The sequence below is a fragment of the Ensifer oleiphilus genome (assembly GCF_013371465.1).
Taxonomy (GTDB): domain Bacteria; phylum Pseudomonadota; class Alphaproteobacteria; order Rhizobiales; family Rhizobiaceae; genus Ensifer; species Ensifer oleiphilus.
Window position 1 is genome coordinate 14,590 of the sequence record NZ_JABWDU010000006.1, and the last position, 21,046, is coordinate 35,635.

Below are 21,046 nucleotides of genomic sequence, written 5' to 3' on the forward strand. Positions count from 1 at the left end.
AAGTCAAATTTCGTCACGGGAGATCGCCAAGCCAACGAGAACCACCCCGTTCCCTGTGCCTGCAACAGGGGTCGATCGGGTCGTTGAACTCCCCCAAAACGAGGGAGGAATGAGGGAGAGTGGATTGCCATCAAGCAAAAGCAAAGGCCGCGAAGGGAGCCCCCGCGGCCTTTGCTTTCACGTCGAAAGGATCGCTTTGGCGATCAGAGCTTTACGATGGTCTTGCGTGCCAGCAGGCCCTGCGGCGCGAAGAGAAGCACGCCGATGACGAGCAGGATGGTGAAGGCATCGCGGTAGCTGAGCAGGCTTTCCGGCAGATAAGCCTGCAGGAACACCTCGATGAAGCCGAGCAGGAAGCCGCCGGCAACGGCGCCCGACAGGCTGCCGAGCCCGCCGATGATCGCGGCGATGAACGCCTTCAGCACCGGCAGGAAGCCCATCAGCGGATCGACGCTGCCGCGCTGCGCCACCCAGAGAATACCTGCAACGCCGGCAAGCAGCCCCGAAATGGCAAAGGCTGTCGCCACGACGGCGTTGGCGCGAATGCCCATCAGCCGGACGATCGCGAAATCCTCGGACGCTGCCCGCATCGCCCGGCCGAGAACGGTGGTGCGCAGGAAGAGATTGAGCCCGACGAGCATGATAACGGTAACCAGGATCGACGTGCCCTGGATGAGGCCGAGATGGAGGCCGCCGATCTCGATCGTGCCGGAAAAGCTTTCCGGCATCGGCACCGGCTTCGGTCGGGCCGAGATGAAATTCTGGAAGATGACGCGCAGGATGGCGCTGACGGCAAAGCTGGTGAGAAGCAGTGTCGTGCCGCTGGCGCCGCGCACCGGCCGGAAGGCGACGCGCTCCATCAGCATGGCAAGCGCCACCGCAATCATCAGCGCACCGAAGACTGCAAGCGGAAACGGCAGGCCGAGCAGAAGCGCGAAACACAGCCCATAGCCGGCTGCCGTCATCAGCTCGCCATGGGCGAAATTGATCAGCCCCATGATCGAGAAGACGACCGCAAGCCCGAGCGCGAGGAGCGCATAGGTGCCGCCGAGGCTGAGCGCGTTGACCAACTGCTGCAGGAACATGTCCATCGTTGTGACCTCTTTGCCCCCGGGCCTCAGGCGCCGAGATAGGCGCCCTGGATTTCGGTTGAATTGCGAAGCTCGGCGGCGGTGCCGGAGAGCACGATGCGTCCATTCGCCATGACATAACCGGCGTCGGCGATTTCGAGCGACAGCGCCACGTTCTGCTCGACCAGCAGGATTGTCAGGCCTTTCTGGCGCAGGCCGGCGATCAGGTCGAAGATCAGGTCGACCACCTGCGGCGCGAGCCCGAGCGACGGCTCGTCGAGCAGCAAGAGGTCGGGCGACGACATCATCGAACGGGCGATCGCCAGCATCTGCTGCTCGCCACCGGACAGCGAACCGGCCTTCTGGCTGAGACGTTCTTTCAGGATCGGGAAGCGCGACAGCATGTCTTCGCGCACTTCGGAGATAGCACCCCGCGCCTTGTGCATGGCACCGCCGAGCAGCAGGTGCTCGTCCACCGTCAGGCTCGGAAAGATGCGCCGCCCTTCGGGCGTCAGCGTCATGCCGAGCCGGACGATCTGTTCCGGCGGCAGGCCGGAAATGTCCTGGCCGTTGAACGACACCCGCCCTGCCTTCTTGGCGGCCAGCCCTACCAGCGCATTCAGTGTCGAGCTTTTGCCGGCGCCGTTGGCGCCGAGCAGCGTGACGATCTGCCCCTTGTTGACGGTGAGGTCGACACCCTTCAGCGCCTCGACCGCACCATAGGCGACCTTGAGGCCGCTGACCTCGAGCAAGGGCTTCTGCGCTGGAATTTCACTGTGCATCATCGGGGCAAAGTCCTGCCATGGATTGCGAGACGGCCTTGCAGCCAAGCGATCTCCGGCCTGTCGCCGGAGATCTCGAGTAGCAGCGGTTCAGGGGGCCGGAATGTCGGCAGCGGCCGGAACACCCTGACTGATCAGCTCGCGGTTACCACCGCCGATGCGCACCAGCGACACCGAGCGCAAAGGCATGCCTTGCGTGCCGGCGTAGCTGATCGGGCCGGTGACGCCCTGGACGTTTTCGAGCGAGGCGATCGCGTTGCGGATGGCGACGGGGTCGATGCTGTTGGCTTCAGTCACCGCAGCGTCGATGACCTTGCCGAGGTCATAGCCGTTGGCGATGTAGACCGTATCCGGCTCCTGGCCGAACTTCTCCTTGTACTTGACGTTGAAGTCGGCAAGCGGGCTGCCCTCGCTGGCAAAGCCGGCCGTGGTGAAGACCACGCCGTCGACGGTGGCGCCAAGGCCGAAGGTCGTCGGCGAGTCGATGCCGTCACTGCCGAGGATCGGAATGGTGACGCCGGCGCCGCGCAGCTGGCGGATGAAGGCCGGGAAATCGGGCTCGTAGGCAGCCGTCATGATGACATCGGGAGCCGGGTTCATTGCCTTGATCTTGGTGACTTCAGCGCCGAAATCCTGCTGGCCCATGCTGAAGGTGCCTTCGCCCAGCAACTCACCGCCCTTGGCCTTGAAGGCGACGCCGAAATACTCCGGAAGCTTCAGCGTGTAGGCGCTGTCGGGAGACTTCAGGATATACGCCTTCTTGTAGCCCTTCTCGACCGCATAAGTCGCAAGCACTGAGGCCTGTACGTTGTCGGCTGGGTAGTTGCCGAACATGTAGTCGCCCACTGCAAGCGGCATGGTCGGGGTCGTCGCGCAGAACGAGAAAGCCGGGATCTGGGCGGCCTGCGTCACCTGGCCGGCGGCGATCGACGGATCGGCGTCGCAGGGGGTGATCATGATCTTGACGCCCTGGTCGACCAGTTCCTGCGCCACCAGCGCCGTCTGGGCCGCATCCGAGCGGGTATCCTTGGCCACGAGCTTGATCGGGAACTTGCCGGCAGCGCCGCCCGCGGCGTTGATTTCCTCGACCGCCATCTCCAGGCCCTTCAGCGACGGCTGGTCGTAGGGGGCGAGACCGCCGGTCTGGGCGGTCGCAAGACCGATCACCAGGTCTTCCGCGAATGCCGGCAGCGGCGACAGCGCGACGCCGCCAAGGATGGTTGTGAGGCACAATGTCTTGAGACTGGATTTCATCGGTAAGCTCCCTCTTTCTGATTTCGTTTACTGATCAAGCTGGGTTGGTAAGGCCGCTTGCGCCCGGCTGGAGGCCTCTTGCCTCGACAGCTTCGCGTTTTGCCTGACCCGCCGAGCGGCGACGGCCAATATAGGCTTCGATGACAGCCGGATTGGCCTGGATCTCCGTCGGCGTACCGATGGCGATCTGCTGGCCCTTGTTGAGCACGACGACGATATCGCAGAGCCGCATGATCAGCTTCAGGTCGTGCTCGACGACGAGCAGGCCGAGGCGGTACTTCGTGCGGATACGGTCGAGCACATGCATCAGTTCCTGCGTCTCGGCCGGGTTCATGCCGGCGGCCGGTTCATCGAGCAGCAAGTAACGCGGCTTCAGCGCCAGCGCGCGAGCGATCTCGAGACGGCGTTGCGCGCCATAGGAGAGCGTGCCGGCGAGCTGGTCGGCAAAGCCATCCAAACCCACCTCGGCCAAGACCAGCCGCGCGCTTTCCATCGGGTCCTCGCCGTTGCCTTTCAGCGCGCTTGCCGCCACCGTGGCATTCTCAAGCACGGTCAGGTTCTTGAACAGCCGTATGTTCTGGAAGGTGCGCGCAAGCCCGGCGACCGGGACCGCATGCACCGGCAGCGACGCGATATCCCTGCCATCGATCAGCACGCGACCGCTCGACGGCGGCACGACGCCGGAAACGCTGTTGATCAGCGTCGACTTGCCGGCGCCGTTCGGGCCGATCAGGCCAGTGACGAGGCCCGGCTTGATCTCGAAGTTGGCATTTTCCAGCGCAACGAGGCCGGCGAATTTCTTGCCGAGATTCTCGACCTTGAGCGTTCCGCCTGCAGGGATCGGCGCAATCTTTTGCGCACCCTCAGACGATATCGCAGGCTTAGAGGCGAAGCGCTTCAACCAGGCAAAACGCTCGTCCAGTTCCCGCACACCGAAGAGCCCGTCCTGCAGCCGGTACATCACCACCAGGATCGCGACGCCGATGCCGATATCGGTCAGGCCGAAGACGGTCGGCAGCGTGACGAAGCCGAGGTCGACGCCGCCCTCGAGTTTGCGCAGCAGCTCGACGATCAGCATGATCACCGCCGTGCCGCCGACGGCACCCGAAACGGTGGTGACGCCACCGAGGATCAGCATCGCCAGCAGCACGAAGGTCAGGTTGAAGTAAAAGTCCTTGGGCGAGAAGGCGCCGAGGAAATGTGCCAGCAGCGCGCCCGCAGCCCCAGCCAGAATGGCGCCGAGCACCCAGCCGATGAAACGATGGAGCCTGACGTTGACCCCGACGGCGGTCGATGCGATCTCATCCTCGCGTGAGGCTCTCAGCTTCAGGCCCGCGCTCGAATCCCGATAGAGACGGGCAATCGCAATGGCGGCGGCGGCAAACGGCAGCGCCACCCACAGATTGACCGCACGCGGGATGCCGAAGAAGGTCTGGCTGCCGCGGGTGATGTCGGTCGATGCGACCAGCACCACATGGACGATGACGAGGAAACCGAGCGTCGCGATCGATGCCGATGATCCGGCAAGGCGGGCAACGGGTATGCCGATGAGCACGGCGACCAGCGCCACGACCACCAGCGCCACTGCCAGCGCCGGCAGGAACGACATGCCGATGCCGGCCAGCCATTCCGGCAAATGCGGCAGCGCCGTCTTCTGGACGATCGGGTTGATGGTCAAAAGGCCGGACGCGTAGGCGCCGATCGCCATGAAGCCGACATGGCCGAAGGAAACGATGCCCGAATTGCCGGCATACATGCCGATGCCGAGCACCGCGATCACATTGATCATGAACAGCGTCACGAGGCGCTCGCCGCTGCCCGGAAAGGCCGACGAGGCTACGGCAGCAGCCACCAGCAGCGGCAACGACGTTAAAAGGATACCGACGACGGTTTCTCGCCTGACGCGAACCATCTGCATTCCCCCGAATTGTCGGCCCGCCATTGTTTTTGGCTCGGGCCTGTTCCCGAAATGAAAGTTATCCCATCTCGATCAAATGTCAATCTTGTTTCAAAAAACATTCTCTGCTAGCAATTATGTAACAAAAATTAGAAATCGGGGTTCAAGCCATCATTTTTGGGAGGCGGAAATCGTGGCAATCCGGGATCGACTGACAGACGGGACTATTACGTTCACGCGATCGGAACTGAAGATCGTGCGGCAGCTGCTGGCGAACTATCCGGCAGCGGGACTGAATACCGTTGCCCATCTGGCCTCCTCGGCGGGGGTCAGCAACCCAACCGTGGTGCGCTTTGCCAACACGCTCGGCTTCGAGGGGTATCCGGAATTTCAGAAGGCATTGCTCAGCGAAGTGCAGGAGCGCATGAGTTCGCCCTTGTCGATGCTCGACGAACGACGACCGTCGCTGGAACAGGAGAATTTCTACCAGCATTTCCTGCGCGCCAGCATCCACGCGCTCGAAGCCTCCATGCTGATGCTGCCGTCGGAAGATTTCGAGGCGGCCGTCGATGCAGCCGCAGACACGAGCGCACGCGCACATTGCCTCGGCGGCCGTTTCAGCGGTTTTCTCGCCGGCTTGCTATGGTCGCACATGAAGCAGCTCAGGGGCGATACCCGCTGGATCAACGGCAGCCAGGCCGACCAGGTCGACCAGCTCGTCGACCTCGGCAAGCGCGACGTGCTCTTCGTCTACGACTACCGCCGCTACCAGAACGACACCATCCGCTTCGCCAAACAGGCGGCCGCACAGGGTGCGCGCATCGTGCTGTTCACCGACCGATGGCTTTCGCCGATCGCCGATTTTGCCACCGTCACACTGACGGCGCCGGTCGACACGGTCTCGCCCTATGACACGATGGTGCCGGCAATCGCCCAGACGGAAGCGTTGATCGCCGCGCTGACGGCACGCCTTGCCACCCAATCCCGCGCCCGCATCGAGAAGATGGAAGAGCTGCGCCGCGGCTACGCCATCACCGAAGACGCTCTCAACCCGAACGTCGACGACGGCCGCTGACACGTTTGCCGAAAGGCCAGAACCACAACCGAGGAGAAACCGAATGAGTGCCGTTACAGTGAAGGTCGGGGACGACATGCTGAGACGCGACAGCGACTACGAGCGCGGCCGCACATCCGTGCTGTTCGTCGACATGCAGCGCATCTGGTGCGAACCCAATCTCGACCCCACCCATCCAAAGGATGCCGACAGCTACTATCACCAGCGGCTGCGCCAGACGGTGATCCCCAATCAGGTCCGCATCCTGGAGGCCGCCCGCAATTCCGGCTGCGAAGTGCTGCATACCATCATCGAGAGCCTGACGCTTGACGGCCGCGACCGCTCGCTCGACCACAAGCTGTCCGACATGCATGTGCCGAAGGGCTCGCCGGAAGGCCAGGTCATTCCGGAACTCGCGCCTATCGACAACGAGATCGTGCTGCCGAAGACGTCTTCCGGCGTCTTCAACTCGACCAACATCGACTACATCCTGCGCAACCTCAACACCCGCTACCTGATCATCGCCGGCGTCATCACCGACCAGTGCGTCGACATGGCAGTGCGCGATGCGGCCGACCGCGGCTACCTCGTTACCGTCGTCAACGACGCCTGCGCGACCTACAGCCCCGAGCGCCACGAAGGCGCCCTTCGCGCCTATTCCGGCTACTGCTGGACCACCGATACCGACACCGTCGTCAACCGCCTTCAAGGCCTGCGCCAAGCCTGAGCCGCCACTGATGATCTTGAGACAAGAGGGGAATTCATGACCGAGACCAACAACGGCAAGGCTCATTCCGCGCTGACGGAACTCGCCACCTTCGTCACGACCGACATCGCCGGCATCACCCGCGGCCGCAGTTTCGCCGCGTCGCAGATCGACGACTACCTGCGCAAGGGTGTCGGCTGGGTGCCGGCCAACCTGGCGCTGACGCCGTTCGACCAGATCGCCGAGAACAATCCTTGGGGGTCTTCCGGCGACCTCCGGCTGATAGCCGATCCGGCGAGCAAGGCACGCGTCACCTGCCTGCCCGACGTCACGCCGCTGCACTTCTATCATTCCGATATCACCGACCTCAAAGGCGACCCCTGGGAGTGCTGCGTGCGCAGTCTCCTCAAGCGCACACTCGAAGAGTTCGAGCGTGAGGCCGGCCTGAAAGTCATTTCCGCCGTCGAGCAGGAATTCCAGCTTCTCGGCGTCGACTGGCCCGACGCGCCGTCCTTCGGCTTGCGTGCCGAGCGCCGTGCCGACCCATTCGGCCCGTTGCTGATGACGGCGCTGCAAGAGGCGGGCGCGGAGCCTGAAATGTTCCTCCCGGAATACGGCAAGGATCAGTTCGAGATCACCTGCCGGCCGGCGGATGCGCTGACGGCCGCCGACCGCGGCGCGACGATCCGCTCCATCACCAAGGAAGTCGCTGCCCTCTTCGGCTGGAACGCCAGCTTCGCGCCGAAGACGAGCGCCAACGGCGTCGGCAACGGCGTGCATCTGCATGTCAGCTTCACCGACCTTGACGGCAACCCCGTTACTTTCGACGCCTCGCGACCGGGCCGCCTGTCGAAAGTTGCCGGGTCCTTTGCCGCCGGCGTCATCCGCCACCTGCCGGCGCTCACCGCCTTCACCGCCCCGTCGGTGCTGTCCTATATGCGGCTCGTTCCGCATCACTGGAGCGCCGCCTATACCTGCCTTGGCGAAAAAAACCGCGAAGCGACGCTCCGGATCTGCCCGACGCTCGATCTTCCCGGCAGCAACCCGGCCAAGCAGTTCAACATGGAGTACCGCGCCGCCGACGCCTGCGCGAGCCCGCACCTCTCGCTGGCCGTGCTGCTGAAGGCCGGCCTCGAAGGCATCCGCGCAGGTCTCGAACAGCCGCCGCTGATCAACTCGGATCCATCCAATTTTTCCGACAAGGACCAGAAGAAGCTCGGCATCCGTCGCCTGCCGTCGAGCCTGCCGGAAGCACTCGAAACGCTTGCCGAGGACAAGGTCGTCACCGGCTGGTTCGCCAAGGACTTCCTCGATTGCTACGTCGCGATGAAGCGCAAGGAAATCGAGATCGTCGACGGCCTCTCCCCCGATGAGCTCTGCGCCCGCTACGCGGCCGTCTACTGATACGGATAGGCTCCCATGACTTCGACAACGGCCATCAAGAGCCCCGACGCGCGACGCGGTCGGCACGACCCTCGCCAACCGCTTCTGGCGATCGACGAGCCGCCGCCCTATGCGGTGTTCAACCCGGACGGCACGTCGCCATTCCTGCTGCTCTGCGAGCATGCGTCCAACCGCATGCCGCGTGCGCTCGGCGATATGGGCCTGCCTGAACACGAGCGCCGGCGCCACATCGCCTGGGACATCGGCGCGCTGGCGCTCGCCCAGCACTTAAGCCTCAGCCTCGACGCGCCGCTGTTCTTCACCAACTATTCAAGGCTGGTGATCGACTGCAATCGCCCGCTTTCGGCGCCGTCCTTCATCCCCGAAGTCAGTGAAACGACGGAGATCCCGGCCAACCGGGATCTCACTGAAGCCGAGCGAAAGCAGCGGGTGGAGACCCTGTTCAAGCCCTTCGCTGATGCCGTTTCCCGGCGCCTCGATCTGCTTGAAGCCAAGGGAGAACGGCCGTTCGTCGTCGGCGTGCACAGCTTCACCCCCATCTATTTCGGCAAGCCGCGGCCGTGGCAGGCGGGCATTCTCTATCGCGATGCCGAGGCTTTCGCACAATCGATGATCCGCGGCTTGAGCAGCGAAGACCAGCTGACCATCGGCGACAACGAGCCCTACAACATTCATCCGGATGAAGACTATACCGTCCCGGTTCACGCCGACGCGCGCAGGTTGCCGGGCGTGCTGATCGAAGTCCGGCACGACCTGATCGATACCGACGCTGGCGTAAAGGCCTGGGGCGAGCGGCTCACGCGTTGTCTCCAGAAAAGCCTTGGGGAGTGCCGCCCGTGACCGAAGGCCTCTACGCCAGAGACGGACAAGCGATTGCCAACCTGCAGAAGCTACGCTTCTTTCCGCTTGCCATCGCCGGCGGCCATGGCGCACGCCTCATTGAAGAGAACGGCCGCGAACTGATCGACCTCTCCGGCGCCTGGGGGGCTGCGAGCCTTGGCTATGGCCACCCCGCCCTCGTCGAAGCGGTGTCGCGCGCCATCGCCAATCCGGCCGGCGCAAGCGTGCTGTCCGCCGCGAACGCTCCGGCGACGGCTCTTGCCGAAAAACTGCTCGGCCTTTTCCCCGGCAAGGGACGCAATAAGGTGTGGTTCGGCCACTCCGGCTCTGATGCCAACGAGGCGGTCTTCCGGGCGATCGCCAAGGCGACCGGCCGCACCGGCGTCATCTCCTTCGTCGGCGCCTATCACGGCTGCACCACCGGTTCGATGGCCTTTTCCGGCCACAGCGTTCAGGCGGGTGCCACCAAGGCGGAAGGCCTCATCCTGCTGCCCTACCCCGACGCCTATCGACCCTACCAGGGTGATGCCACCGGCGACGCGATCCTCGAGCTCCTGAAACAGCAGTTCGCAACGACGGCACCACCCGAGAAGATCGGTTGTGCCTTCATCGAGCCGATCCAGTCGGACGGCGGGTTGATCGTGCCGCCGAAGGGGTTCTTCAAGAAATTCGCCGAACTCTGCCAAGAGCACGCCATTCTCGTCGTCTGCGACGAGGTGAAGGTCGGGCTTGGCCGCAGCGGCAAGATGCACTGCTTCGAACACGAGGATTTCGTTCCCGATATCCTGACGATCGGCAAGGGGCTCGGCGGCGGCCTGCCGCTTTCGGCGGCTATCGGCCCGGCCGAAATCATGGACTGCGCCAACGCCTTTGCGATGCAGACGCTGCACGGCAACCCGGTCTCGGCATCAGCCGGCCTTGCCGTGCTCGAAACCATCGAGCGGGAGGGACTGGCGGAGGCGGCGCACCGAAAGGGCGAACGCCTGCGCGAGGGCCTCCGGCAACTTTCGGCCCGCCACGCCCTGATCGGCGATGTCCGCGGGCGCGGCCTTGCCTCGGGCGTGGAGCTGATCGCCGATCACGAGAGCCGGGCATCGGCAACAAGGCAAACCGCCAAGCTGGTCTATCGCGCCTATGAACTCGGCCTCGTCGTCTACTACGTCGGCATGAACTCCAACGTGCTGGAAATGACGCCGCCGCTGACGATATCAGAAGCGGAGATCGACCAGGCGCTCGATATTCTGGACGGTGCTTTCGGCGATGTGGCGGCCGGGCGGGTTTCCAACGCGGTCCTTGCTGACTTTGCCGGCTGGTAAGACCAACCCGCCAGCAGGTCCGTTCCTTACCAGCCCTCGTCCAGCACGCGCGTCAGCATGTCGGCGAAGAAGTCGGCACTCTCGCGGCTGAGGCAGAGCGGCGGCTTGATCTTCAAGACGTTCAGGTGGTCGCCGGTCGGCTGCATGATGACGCCGAGCTCAAGCAGGCGGTCGCAGATGGCAGCGGTCTCCTCCTTTGCCGGCTCCAGCGTGTTGCGATCGCGGACGAACTCGACGCCTAGATAAAGCCCCATGCCGTGCACGGCACCGACGAGGGGGAACCGCTGCTCAAGCGCTTGGAGCCTCGTCTTGAGATAACCGCCGACGACGCGGGCGTTGTCCTGCAGCTTCTCCTCTTCGATGAGATCGAGAACGGTATGCCCGACGACGGAGCTGACGGGGCTGCCGCCTGATGACGAGAAGAAGTAACCTTCCTTCTCCAGCGCATCGGCGATCTCGCGCCTGGTGATGACGGCACCCAGCGGATGGCCGTTGCCCATGCCCTTGGCGATGGTGATGATATCGGGCACCACGCCCTGCTCCTCGAAGCCCCAGAAGTAGTCGCCAAGCCTGCCATAGCCGACCTGCACTTCGTCTGCGATGCACACACCGCCGCGCTGCCGGACCATGGCATAGACCGCATCGAGATAGCCCTTGGGCAACGGAATGCCGCCGGCATTGCCATAGACCGGCTCGCAGATGAAACCGGCAAGCCCTTGGGCTCCGTCCTCCAGCTCGCGCAGCTTGGTCGCCACCGACCGGACGTAGTGGTCGGTGGTGTCGGAGCCACGGAATTGTCCACGATAGGTGTTGGGCGCGACGACAGCATGCACCCAGTCGGGACGGGTCTCAAGCGCCCGCGGGTTGTCGGCGATCGAGGTCGAGACCGCGTCGCTCGCCACCGTCCAGCCATGATAAGCCTCGAGCAGGCTGACGACATTGCGCTCACCGGAAAATGCCCAGGCGAGACGCAAGGCAAGGTCGTTCGCCTCCGAGCCACTATTGACCAGGAACACCGTGTCGAGACCGTCAGGCGCAAGCGCTGCAAGCCTTTCGGAAAACTCGGCAACTGACGCATAGTGAAAGCGCGAATTGGTGTTGAGCAGCGACCACTGCCGACCGACCGCCGCCGCCAGCCTTGGGTGCCCGTGGCCAAGGATCGTTACGTTGTTGACCATGTCGAGATAGGCCCTGCCCTCGACGTCGAACAGATACTCCTTCCAGCCGCGCTCGATCTGCGGCGGCTTGCTGTAGTAGTTCTTCTGCGGCCTGGCGAAATGTTGCTGGCGGCGATCAAGCAGTTCGGTCGAATGGAGCACCGGCGCATCGCAGTCGAAACCGAGAATGCCTGAGGGTGACGGGCAGAGCGCGCGCCAGGCGTCGGCCTGATGGGCCGGGACAAACAGCGGCGGGATCAACCCCGGTTCGCGGCAGAGCTGTACCCGCATCAGCCCAAGCCCGTGGCCGGCATCGACCACCGTGCCGATCGGCGCACCGGCGGCAACCGCCTCCTCAGCGTCCTCGGGCGGCTCCAGACCGGTGAGATGGAGAACGACTGCAGGACCGTTCAGCAACACCCGTCCGTCATGCCATTCGGTTCCGCCGGCAAAGGGCGCTCTGACGACAGTGCCGACAGGCAGGCACAGATCGACATGCAGCGCAAAGGTCGAAGTCGGTCGCGACGCGCGAAGCGCACTCTCGGTCAGCCGATATTCGCCGTAACGGGTGGACGCCATGCCGATCGCATGCGCAGCCGTCTGCAACAGTGACGCCGGAAGGCCCTGGTGCTGCCACCGTTCCTCGGGAAGCAAGGGGCTGAGGATGGAAAGGTCGATCTGGCGCACGCCGGCCGGCTCGATCTCGACGAGCAACCCTTCGCCGATCACCGTCAGCGTTTTTTCAGGCGCGGCATCGACAGCGCACAGGATCGCCTGCTGCATCAGCGCCGGCGGCACGGAAACGGCGACGTCGAAGATCTCACGTTCATGGGCGGCATTGCCCTGAACGTATGCATTGTCAGGGTCGATGGTCAGCTGCCGTTCGGAGCTGGCGACCAGCACGGCGGCGCGCGCGACAATCAGCGGCCACAACGCCTTCAGCTCGCTTTCCTCAAGCGGGCAGACCGCATGAAAAGCCGTGATAGCCGGCAGAATGAAGAGTGGATCGCCATCGGCATGATGCAGCAGCGAGGCGCAGGTGACGGCCAGTTCGGCGACGAGCCAGCCCTTGAGAATATCGCCGAAATCGATGACGCTGTCAGGAAACGGTCGGCCGGCGGCATCCGGTTGCCCGACGACATTGTCGTCGGTGACATCGTGGTGAATGGCCTGCACGCGCAGATCGGCGGTCAGCGGCTGAAGCCGGCGCATGGACGCCACCATGGCTTCGGCAATGCGCTTCTTCAGTCCCTCGTCGTTCATGGCCGCCAGCAGATGCAGCGCGACCGGGGCGGCGTGCCTCAGATCCCATTGCAACTCGCGGTCGAGGCCCGCATGGTCGAAATCACGCAGCGCCACCGCCAGCCGCCCGGCGATGTCGCCGAGGGCCGCCACCGTTTCCGCCGTCAGATGCTTGCGCCGCGTCAACGGCACGCCGTCGAGATAGGTCAGCAGACGAACGCGATAGGCGTCACCGCGCACGGTCACGTCGACGATATCGCTGCCATCGAGCGCGCGCACCACCTGCGGCGCCCGCACCGATCCCGTCTGGCGGGCGAGATGCAGCAAGGCGGCGTTCTGCGCCTGCAGTTCCTGCAGGTCATAGGCCGCCCGGCAGATTTTGAGCACGAAGCGCGCCTCGCCGGTGTCTATCCGGTAGTTGCGGTCCTGCTGGCTGCCGAGTTCGCTCAAGGTGCCGGAGAGGCCGAAATGCTCCAAAAGGATGCGCGCTGCGTCGTCAGGCGCGACGTCGGGCCTTGTCAATTCCGTGCGAAGCTTCAGCGCGTCTTGAACCATAGTGTCGCCTCCATCACATCCAGCACCATGCCGACTTCCGTTACGACCGAGCGGGTCTCCCGACTATTGCGACATACCTTCAAGGCGATAGCGCGTCCCGGGATAGAGCAGGCGCGCCGTCGTCACATTGGCGGTGTCGGACCAGGTGCGGCGCCGGATCATCAGGCAGGGCTCGTTGCGGTCGATACCGAGCAGCTTGCATTCCCATGGCTGCGGCGAGACCGCCTCGACGATCTGCTCCGTGCGGGTGATCGGTGCCACCGCCGTCAGATAGGCGTTGGGCGTCATGTCGCGGAAATCCTGCTCCATGTATTTCGGGCAGATCGACGGGTTGACGAACCGGTCCTCGATCTGGATCGGCAAGCCGTTTTCCGAATGCACCATGATCGAATGGAAAACCCTGGCCCCGGTCGCAAGGCCGAGCGCATAGCCGATTTCCGACGGCGCCACTTCTTCCTGCATCAGCGTCATGCGCGAGGTGTGCGCATGGCCGCGCTCGCGGATTTCGTCGGCGATGTTGCGCACTTCCAAAAGCGCCGTGCTGCCCTTGTGGGCCGCAACGAACGACCCGACCCCCTGGACACGGGTGATCGCGCCTTCGGTTGCAAGCTCCCTAAGCGCCCGGTTCGCGGTCATGCGGCTGACGCCGAGATCGGCGACGATCTCGTTTTCGGAAGGGATGCGATGATGTGCCGGCCATTCGCCGCTGTCGATGCGGGTGCGGATGAACTGCTTCACCGCCTCGTAGCGTGGCACCGGTCCGTCCTCGAATGCCGCCATGTCGATCCTTCGCCTGAGTGCCGTTATCGGCATTTTCCCCGCCCTTTCCGGATCACGAACAAATCATGCGCATCCGGCAATGATTCTTTTCGTTCATTTCGCGCTTGCGCGCCACAGCAAAATATCTATAGTTCCATATACAACTACGTACAGGAAAATCGCAACATGGCAACTTTTCCCGTCAACCGGCTCTTCGCCGACCATGCGCTTCTGCCGACCGGCTGGGCGCAGAACGTCGCCATTGCGCTTGATCAGACAGGCGAGATCGTCTCCATCAATGCCGATCAGCCCATCGCCGATGGCGACGAGCGCGTCGCCGGACCGCTGGTCCCCGCCATTGCCAACCTGCATTCCCACGCCTTCCAGCGCGCCATGGCCGGCCTTGCCGAAGTCGCCGGCAGCGGCGACGACAGCTTCTGGACCTGGCGGGAAGAAATGTACCGCACCGTCGGCCTCGTGAACCCCGACGATGTCGAGGCGATCGCCGCCAAGCTCTACATGGAGATGCTGAAGGGTGGCTTCGGCCATGTCGCCGAATTCCACTACCTGCACCACACCGCCAACGGCACGCCCTATTCCGACCCGGCCGAGATGTCGTTGCGCATTCTGAATGCTGCCAAGGCAACCGGCATCGGGCTGACCCACCTGCCGGTCTTCTACGCCCACGCCAATTTCGGTGGCGTCGCCCCCAATGCCGGCCAACGTCCCTTCCTTCACGATCCGGATCAGTTCCTTGCGCTGCTGGAACGCTTGGCGCCGCTCTGCCGCGACAACGGCCAGACGCTCGGCTATGCCATCCATTCGCTGCGCGCCGCGACCCCTGAAGAGATGCGCACGATCCTCGAACGCGCGCCCGTAGCAGGCCCGATCCATATCCATGTCGCAGAGCAGACCAAGGAAGTGGAAGACAGCCTTGCATGGAGCGGCCGTCGTCCGGTTCAGTGGCTGCTCGACGAAATGCCGGTCGATGAGCGCTGGTGCCTGATTCACGCGACCCATCTGACAGACGACGAACGACAGCGCTTGGCACGTTCCGGCGCCGTTGCCGGCCTCTGCCCGGCAACCGAAGCCAATCTCGGCGACGGCATCTTTCCTGCGGTCGACTATATGGCCGAAGGCGGGCGCCTCGGCATCGGCACCGACAGCCATGTGGCAACCAGCGTTGCCGAAGAGCTGCGGCTGCTCGAATACGGCCAGCGGCTGCGCGACCGCCGCCGCAACCGGCTGGCCGGCCCCGGCGCCTCCGTCGGCCACACCATTTTCGAGGCCGCCCTCAAGGGCGGTGACCAGGCCGTCGGCCAGAAGACATCGGGCATCTCGGTCGGTGCGCGCGCCGATTTTGTCGTGCTCGACGGCGCCAATCCGTACATCGCCGCGGCAAGCGGCAATCAGATCCTCGACCGCTGGCTGTTTGCGCTCGGCGGCGAGACCGTCCGCGACGTCATGGTCGCCGGACAGTGGAAGATCCGCAACGGACGCCACGACCGGGAGGAAGACATCGACCGCGCCTTCGCGCGGGTGCTCATGAAACTGAAGTAGCAATCGAAGCGACCATCAAAAAAAGGGGAATGCGCATGTCGATCAGCAAACTGAAACTCACCCTCGCCGCCACGGGCCTCGTGCTTGCCGCCTCCACCGGCAATGCCAGCGCCTCCTATTGCGGCGACGGCAAGACCGTCACCTTCGCCGGCATCGACTGGGAAAGCGGCGCCTTCATCACCGAGGTGATGAAAACGATCCTCGCCAAGGGCTACGACTGCCAGGTGGATTCGATCCCCGGCAACTCGGTGACGCTGGAACAGGCGACCGCCAACAACGACGTCCAGATCTTTGCCGAGGAATGGCTCGGCCGCTCCGACATCTGGAACAAGGCCGTCGAGGAAAAGAAGGTCGTTGCCGTCGGCAAGACCTTCGTCGGCGCCAGCGAAGGCTGGTTCGTGCCGGAATACGTCATCAAGGGCGATGCCAGCCGCAACATCGAGGCGAAGGCCCCGGACCTGAAGAGCGTGTCGCAGCTCACCGACGCCAAGATCGTCGAACTCTTCGCCGATCCGGAAGAGCCGTCCAAGGGCCGCTTCCTCAATTGCCCGTCGGGCTGGACCTGCGAAGGCGTCAGCACCGCCAAGCTCGATGCCTACAAGCTCGGCGAGACCTATGTGAACTTCCGTCCGGGTACCGGCACGGCACTCGATTCCGCCATCACCTCGGCCTATCTGCAGGGCGAGCCGATCCTGTTCTACTACTGGTCGCCGACTGCGATCATGGGCAAGTTCAAGCTCGTACAGTTGGAAGAGCCGGCCTACAACGAAGCTTGCTGGAAGGAGCTTTCGAGCGCCACCGGCAAGCGCGACGAGGGCTGCGCCTTCCCGTCGGTCGACGTCTCCTATGGTGTCAACAGCACCTTTGCCCAGGAAGCCCCCGAGATCATCGCCATCCTGGAAAAGGCGACCTTCCCGCTCGAAGACGTCAACGGCAGCCTTGCCTACATGACCGACAAGAAGGTCGATGCGGTGGCGGCGGCGGCCGAGTTCCTGAAGACCAAGGGCGACGTCTGGGGCAAATGGGTCTCCGACGAGGCTCGCGGCAAGATCGAAGCCAGCCTGAAGTAAGTCCGTTCGGTCGGCCGACGCGTATCCGATGTGCGGCGCCTCTGTCTGAGACAGAGCGCTGGCATCACACCTGCGTCGGCCGGAACCTTCGACACCCCGAGGCAAGCGCCATCGGCGGCGGCATCGTGCCCGCCCATGGCCCGAGCAAGGAACGACATCCGATGTTTCCGGATACCCTCAATCTCTCCATCCGCGCGCCGGTGAACGAGTTCATCCAGACGCTGGTCAGCAGCTACGGCTGGGTCTTCAAGGCGATCAGCGCGGTGATCCTCAAAGCCGTGCTGTTCATCGAGTGGATCCTGCGCGGCCTGCCCTGGTGGGTCGTCATCCTCGCCTTCATGGCGCTCGCCTGGCAAAGCTCCAAGCGCTGGACGCTGACGGTCGCCGTCGGCGCGCTGCTGTTCTTCGTCGGCGTGCTCGGTCTCTGGGATCTCACCATGCAGACGCTGGCGCTGATGCTGATGGCGACGCTGGTGTCGGTGGCGATCGGCGTGCCCATGGGCATTCTCGTCGCCAAGAGCCGGCTGGTGCGCAACATCACGCTTCCGGTGCTCGACGTGATGCAGACCATGCCGAGTTTCGTCTACCTGATCCCGGCTCTCATGCTCTTCGGTCTCGGCAAGGTGCCGGCGATCCTGGCGACGATCATCTACGCGGTGCCACCGCTGATCCGGCTCACCGACCTCGGCATCCGCCAGGTCGATCACGAGGTCGTCGAGGCGGCAACCGCCTTCGGCGGCAGCCCCAACCAGATCCTCTTTGGCGTCGAACTTCCGCTTGCCACTCCGACGATCATGGCCGGCCTCAACCAGACGATCATGATGGCGCTGTCGATGGTGGTCGTCGCCTCGATGATCGGTGCGCGCGGCCTCGGCGAACAGGTGCTGAACGGCATCCAGACGCTCGACGTCGGCAAGGGCCTGGAAGCCGGCATCGGCATCGTCATCCTGGCAATCGTACTCGACCGCATCACGCAAGGGTTCGGCAAGAGCCGGACGGAGGATCCCCGCAATGGCTGATATCGAGATCCGCAACGTCTACAAGATCTTCGGGCAGGACGCGAAGGCGGCCCTTGCCATGGCCAAGGACGGCCTCGACAAGGCCGAGATCCTTGCCCGCTCCGGCTGCAGCGTCGGCCTCAACGACGTCAGTCTGACGATCGGCGCCGGCAAGATCTTCGTCATCATGGGCCTGTCCGGATCGGGCAAGTCGACGCTGGTGCGTCACATCAACCGGCTGATCGAGCCGACGAGCGGAGAGGTCGCCTTTGATGGCAGCAACATCCTCGATCTCGATGCCAAGGCGCTTCGCACCTTCCGCATGCACCGTGTCAGCATGGTGTTCCAGAGTTTTGCCCTGATGCCGCATCGAACCGTCTTGCAGAACGTCGTCTACGGCCAGCGCGTGCGCGGCCTCTCCAAGGCTGACAGCCGCGACATCGGCATGAAATGGATCGAGACCGTCGGTCTCAATGGCTACGATGCCAAGTTCCCGCACCAGCTCTCAGGCGGCATGAAGCAGCGCGTCGGCCTTGCCCGCGCGCTTGCCGCCGACACCGATGTCATCCTGATGGACGAGGCCTTCTCGGCGCTCGATCCGCTGATCCGCGCCGACATGCAGGACCAGCTGCTGCAGCTGCAGCAGAACCTGTCGAAGACCATCGTCTTCATCACCCACGATCTCGACGAGGCTTTGCGCATCGGCTCGGAAATCGCCATCCTGAAGGACGGTCAGGTGGTGCAGGTGGGAACGCCGGACGATATTCTCGACAAGCCCGCGAATGACTACGTCGCCCGTTTCGTCCAACGCCGCCAGGGAAGGCCCGAAGCGCATGACTGAAACCATCACCCTTGATGGACCGGCGGACTGGACCGAGATCGCCGCCGTCGCGAACGGCGCCCGGCTTGCGCTTTCCGATGCGGCCCGCAGCCGCATCGTCAAGGCCCGCGCCGTGGTCGAGGCACTCGTCGATCGCGGCATCCGCGGCTACGGCATCAACACCGGCGTCGGCGCGCTCTGCGATGTCATCATCGACAGGGAAAACCAGGAAGCGCTATCGCGCCACATCATCCTCAGCCATGCCTGCGGCGTCGGCGAGCCGCTGGGGCGGGCGGAAGCGCGGGCGGTGATGGCGGCCCAGATCGCCAATTTCGCCCATGGTTACTCCGGCGTGCGCATCGAAACAGTCGAGGCGTTGCTAGCCCTGCTCAACGCCGGCCTCATCCCCAACATCCCATCGCGCGGCTCCGTCGGCTATCTCACCCATGCCGCGTCGATCGGCCTCGTGCTGATCGGCCATGGCACGGTGAACGACGGCAAGGAGATTGTGAACGGTGCTGAGGCGTTGCGCCGGATCGGGCTCCAGCCGCTGCGGCTGCAGGCGAAGGAGGGCTTGAGCCTCGTCAACGGCACGCCCTGCGCCACCGGTCTCGCAGCGCTGGCCCTGTCGCGCACGCAAAGCCTTTTTGCCTGGACGGATGCGGCGGCGGCACTCACCTATGAAAATCTCGGCAGCCAGGCCAATACCTTTGCCGCCGGGCCATTAGCGTTGCGCCATTCGCCGGGGTTGCAGGCGGTCGGAAAAACCTTGCGCGATTTCCTCGCGGATAGCCCGATGCTGGCCGCAAGCGCCGGCACGCGCACGCAGGACCCCTTGAGCTTGCGCGCCGTTCCGCATCTGCACGGTGCCGCCCGCGACACCTTTGACCACGTGGCCGAGGTGGTGAACCGGGAACTGGCCAGCCTCACCGACAATCCCGCCGTCTCCGGCACGCCGGACGCGCCGGAGGTGCATTCGCAGGCCCATGCGGTCGGCGCCGCCCTCGGCCTTGCCATGGACAGCCTCGCCGTTGCTGTCGCCGAAGTCGCGGCCATATCCGAACGTCGCATCGACCGGCTGGTGAACCCGCTCGTCAGCGGCCTTCCGGCCTTCCTTGCCGGCGACGGCGGTGTCTCCTCCGGCTACATGATCGCCCAGTATACGGCCGCAGCCCTCGCCGCGGAAAACCGCCGGCTGGCGGCGCCCGCAAGCCTCGACGGCGGCATCACCTCGGCGCTGCAGGAGGATATCCTGACGCACGCCACCCCCGCGGCCTTCAAGGCGCTGGCGATCGTCGACAACCTCGAGCGGATCCTTGCGATCGAGCTTCTCGCCGCCGCCCAGGCCTACGACCTGCAGCCACAGGCAACCGGCAAGGCCAAACGCACCGGCGCGCTCTACCAACGCATCCGCGCCGCCGTTCCCCATTATGCGGACGACCGTCCGATGAACGAAGATTTCGACCGGATGCGGCGCGTCATTGAGGAAAGCACCCCATGAAACTGCTGCCCGCCTCTGGCCACAAGCGCATGCCCTGGAAAAACGGCGGCGGCGAAACCGTCGAGATCGCGGTCTTTCCGGAGGGCGCCTCGCTTTCGCAGTTCGACTGGCGGGTGAGCATGGCGACCGTCGCCAGCGACGGCCCGTTCTCCGCCTTCCCAGGCATCGACCGCACGCTGTCGATCCTCGAAGGCAACGGCATGACGCTTCTGATCGAAGGTCGCGCGCCGGCGCCGCTGACCCAGGCATCCGCACCGCTTGCCTTTCCCGCCGACACCGCCACGTCAGCCAAGCTGATCGACGGCACGATCGTCGACCTCAACGTTATGACCCGTCGAGGCAAGCTTACGCATCATGTGCGCCGGCTCGTGGTCGAGGGCGAAGGTCCGCTTGCGAGCGAGGCTGCCGCCACCATGCTCCTTTGCCATCGCGGCGCGGTGACGCTGGATGGCAGCGGCCAGACAGTCGCGCTTTCGGCCGGCGATGCCGTGCTGGCCTCCGGACCGCTTGCCGCAAGCTTGAAAGCACCGGCAGGGTGCACGCTGTTCCTGATCGAGATCGATACCGCAGAGGGCGCCTGACAACGGGAGCAATCGGCGGCCCGCGTCCGGATCAGGGCCGGCGCAGGTGCAGCAGCGGATAGGGCCTGCCGTCGTCGTCGACAGGCGAGCGCCCGACGGCGACAAATCCCAAGCGCGCATAGAACCCGGCACCGGAGGTATTCTGCTCGTTGACATCGACGGTCAGCACCGGATGCACTACAGCCGCATGCTCGACAAGCGCGGGGCCGACGCCACGGCCATGGGCACCGGCATGAACAAACAAGGAATCGATCTGCGCCCCGGTCATGCCCATGAAGCCGAGCGCGATATCGTCGTCATCCGCTGCAATCCACAGTTCGGCTTGCGGAAGGTAATGGGCAGCAACCATCTCTTCGATGGCGGCAAAATCCTCTGCCGACAGAAAGTCATGGGTGGCAACAACGGCGCTGCGCCAGATATCGAGCGTGCGCGGAAAATCAGATGAGCGGGAAGAACGAATGGAAATGGTCATTTGAGAAG

The 21,046-nt window shown here is 64.2% G+C and carries 18 protein-coding genes; 11 read left to right on the top strand and 7 right to left on the bottom strand.

Features of this window, described 5'->3' with window-relative positions; translation table 11 throughout:
- Positions 1-203: 203 nt before the first annotated feature.
- The 4 genes from HT585_RS21465 to HT585_RS21480 form a co-directional block, all read right to left on the bottom strand.
- Positions 204-1,091 carry a branched-chain amino acid ABC transporter permease gene (locus tag HT585_RS21465; protein WP_176354862.1) on the bottom strand — a complete coding sequence of 296 codons (888 nt, stop codon included), beginning with the start codon at positions 1,089-1,091 and terminating at the stop codon, positions 204-206.
- 26 nt (positions 1,092-1,117) lie between these two features.
- The gene (locus tag HT585_RS21470) at positions 1,118-1,855 is read right to left on the bottom strand and encodes an ABC transporter ATP-binding protein (RefSeq protein ID WP_246707838.1); all 738 of its coding nucleotides are present in this window, start codon (positions 1,853-1,855) and stop codon (positions 1,118-1,120) included.
- 87 nt (positions 1,856-1,942) lie between these two features.
- The gene (locus HT585_RS21475) at positions 1,943-3,106 is read right to left on the bottom strand and encodes an ABC transporter substrate-binding protein (RefSeq protein WP_176354863.1); all 1,164 of its coding nucleotides are present in this window, start codon (positions 3,104-3,106) and stop codon (positions 1,943-1,945) included.
- A gap of 34 nt (positions 3,107-3,140) precedes the next feature.
- On the bottom strand, positions 3,141-5,018 hold the full coding sequence (locus HT585_RS21480; RefSeq protein WP_176354864.1) for a branched-chain amino acid ABC transporter ATP-binding protein/permease: 1,878 nt from the start codon (positions 5,016-5,018) through the stop codon (positions 3,141-3,143).
- Positions 5,019-5,196: 178 nt separating this feature from the next.
- On the opposite strand from HT585_RS21480, the gene HT585_RS21485 reads away from it, so the two are divergent.
- From HT585_RS21485 to HT585_RS21505, 5 genes are read left to right on the top strand one after another with little or no spacing between them, the layout of a single operon-like run.
- The gene (locus HT585_RS21485) at positions 5,197-6,078 is read left to right on the top strand and encodes an SIS domain-containing protein (RefSeq protein ID WP_176354865.1); all 882 of its coding nucleotides are present in this window, start codon (positions 5,197-5,199) and stop codon (positions 6,076-6,078) included.
- Between the two features lie 43 nt (positions 6,079-6,121).
- The gene (locus HT585_RS21490) at positions 6,122-6,784 is read left to right on the top strand and encodes a cysteine hydrolase family protein (RefSeq protein WP_176354866.1); all 663 of its coding nucleotides are present in this window, start codon (positions 6,122-6,124) and stop codon (positions 6,782-6,784) included.
- A gap of 36 nt (positions 6,785-6,820) precedes the next feature.
- Positions 6,821-8,167, top strand: coding sequence for a glutamine synthetase family protein (locus tag HT585_RS21495; RefSeq protein WP_176354867.1), 1,347 nt, complete (start codon positions 6,821-6,823; stop codon positions 8,165-8,167).
- Between the two features lie 15 nt (positions 8,168-8,182).
- Positions 8,183-9,007 (top strand): N-formylglutamate amidohydrolase, encoded by an 825-nt coding sequence (locus HT585_RS21500; protein WP_176354868.1) that lies wholly within the window; start codon positions 8,183-8,185, stop codon positions 9,005-9,007.
- The gene (locus tag HT585_RS21505) at positions 9,004-10,323 is read left to right on the top strand and encodes an aminotransferase class III-fold pyridoxal phosphate-dependent enzyme (protein WP_176354869.1); all 1,320 of its coding nucleotides are present in this window, start codon (positions 9,004-9,006) and stop codon (positions 10,321-10,323) included. Before HT585_RS21500 ends, HT585_RS21505 begins: the two co-directional genes overlap by 4 nt.
- A gap of 26 nt (positions 10,324-10,349) precedes the next feature.
- On the opposite strand, the gene HT585_RS21510 is transcribed toward HT585_RS21505, so the two are convergent.
- Both HT585_RS21510 and hutC read right to left on the bottom strand, forming a co-directional pair.
- Complete coding sequence (locus tag HT585_RS21510; RefSeq protein ID WP_176354870.1) at positions 10,350-13,277, bottom strand: aminotransferase; 2,928 nt, start codon at positions 13,275-13,277, stop codon at positions 10,350-10,352.
- A 63-nt stretch (positions 13,278-13,340) separates the two neighbouring features.
- Positions 13,341-14,084, bottom strand: a complete 744-nt coding sequence (gene hutC / locus HT585_RS21515) for a histidine utilization transcriptional repressor HutC (RefSeq protein WP_173423801.1) — start codon at positions 14,082-14,084, stop codon at positions 13,341-13,343.
- 138 nt (positions 14,085-14,222) lie between these two features.
- Between hutC and hutF the strand changes: the two genes are divergently transcribed.
- The 6 genes from hutF to HT585_RS21545 all read left to right on the top strand — a co-directional run bounded on the left by hutF (position 14,223) and on the right by HT585_RS21545 (position 20,566).
- Positions 14,223-15,596 (top strand): formimidoylglutamate deiminase, encoded by a 1,374-nt coding sequence (hutF, locus tag HT585_RS21520; RefSeq protein ID WP_176354871.1) that lies wholly within the window; start codon positions 14,223-14,225, stop codon positions 15,594-15,596.
- Between the two features lie 35 nt (positions 15,597-15,631).
- Positions 15,632-16,666, top strand: coding sequence for an ABC transporter substrate-binding protein (locus tag HT585_RS21525; RefSeq protein ID WP_176354872.1), 1,035 nt, complete (start codon positions 15,632-15,634; stop codon positions 16,664-16,666).
- A 161-nt stretch (positions 16,667-16,827) separates the two neighbouring features.
- Positions 16,828-17,685 carry an ABC transporter permease gene (locus HT585_RS21530; protein ID WP_077502802.1) on the top strand — a complete coding sequence of 286 codons (858 nt, stop codon included), beginning with the start codon at positions 16,828-16,830 and terminating at the stop codon, positions 17,683-17,685.
- Positions 17,678-18,505 (top strand): quaternary amine ABC transporter ATP-binding protein, encoded by an 828-nt coding sequence (locus tag HT585_RS21535; protein ID WP_176354873.1) that lies wholly within the window; start codon positions 17,678-17,680, stop codon positions 18,503-18,505. The genes HT585_RS21530 and HT585_RS21535 overlap by 8 nt, the downstream gene beginning before the upstream one ends.
- The gene (locus tag HT585_RS21540; protein WP_176354874.1) at positions 18,498-19,985 is read left to right on the top strand and encodes an HAL/PAL/TAL family ammonia-lyase; all 1,488 of its coding nucleotides are present in this window, start codon (positions 18,498-18,500) and stop codon (positions 19,983-19,985) included. Before HT585_RS21535 ends, HT585_RS21540 begins: the two co-directional genes overlap by 8 nt.
- Positions 19,982-20,566, top strand: a complete 585-nt coding sequence (locus HT585_RS21545) for a HutD/Ves family protein (RefSeq protein ID WP_176354875.1) — start codon at positions 19,982-19,984, stop codon at positions 20,564-20,566. The genes HT585_RS21540 and HT585_RS21545 overlap by 4 nt, the downstream gene beginning before the upstream one ends.
- Positions 20,567-20,597: 31 nt before the next feature.
- On the opposite strand, the gene HT585_RS21550 is transcribed toward HT585_RS21545, so the two are convergent.
- Positions 20,598-21,038 carry an acetyltransferase gene (locus tag HT585_RS21550; RefSeq protein ID WP_176354876.1) on the bottom strand — a complete coding sequence of 147 codons (441 nt, stop codon included), beginning with the start codon at positions 21,036-21,038 and terminating at the stop codon, positions 20,598-20,600.
- Between the last annotated feature and the right edge of the window lie 8 nt (positions 21,039-21,046).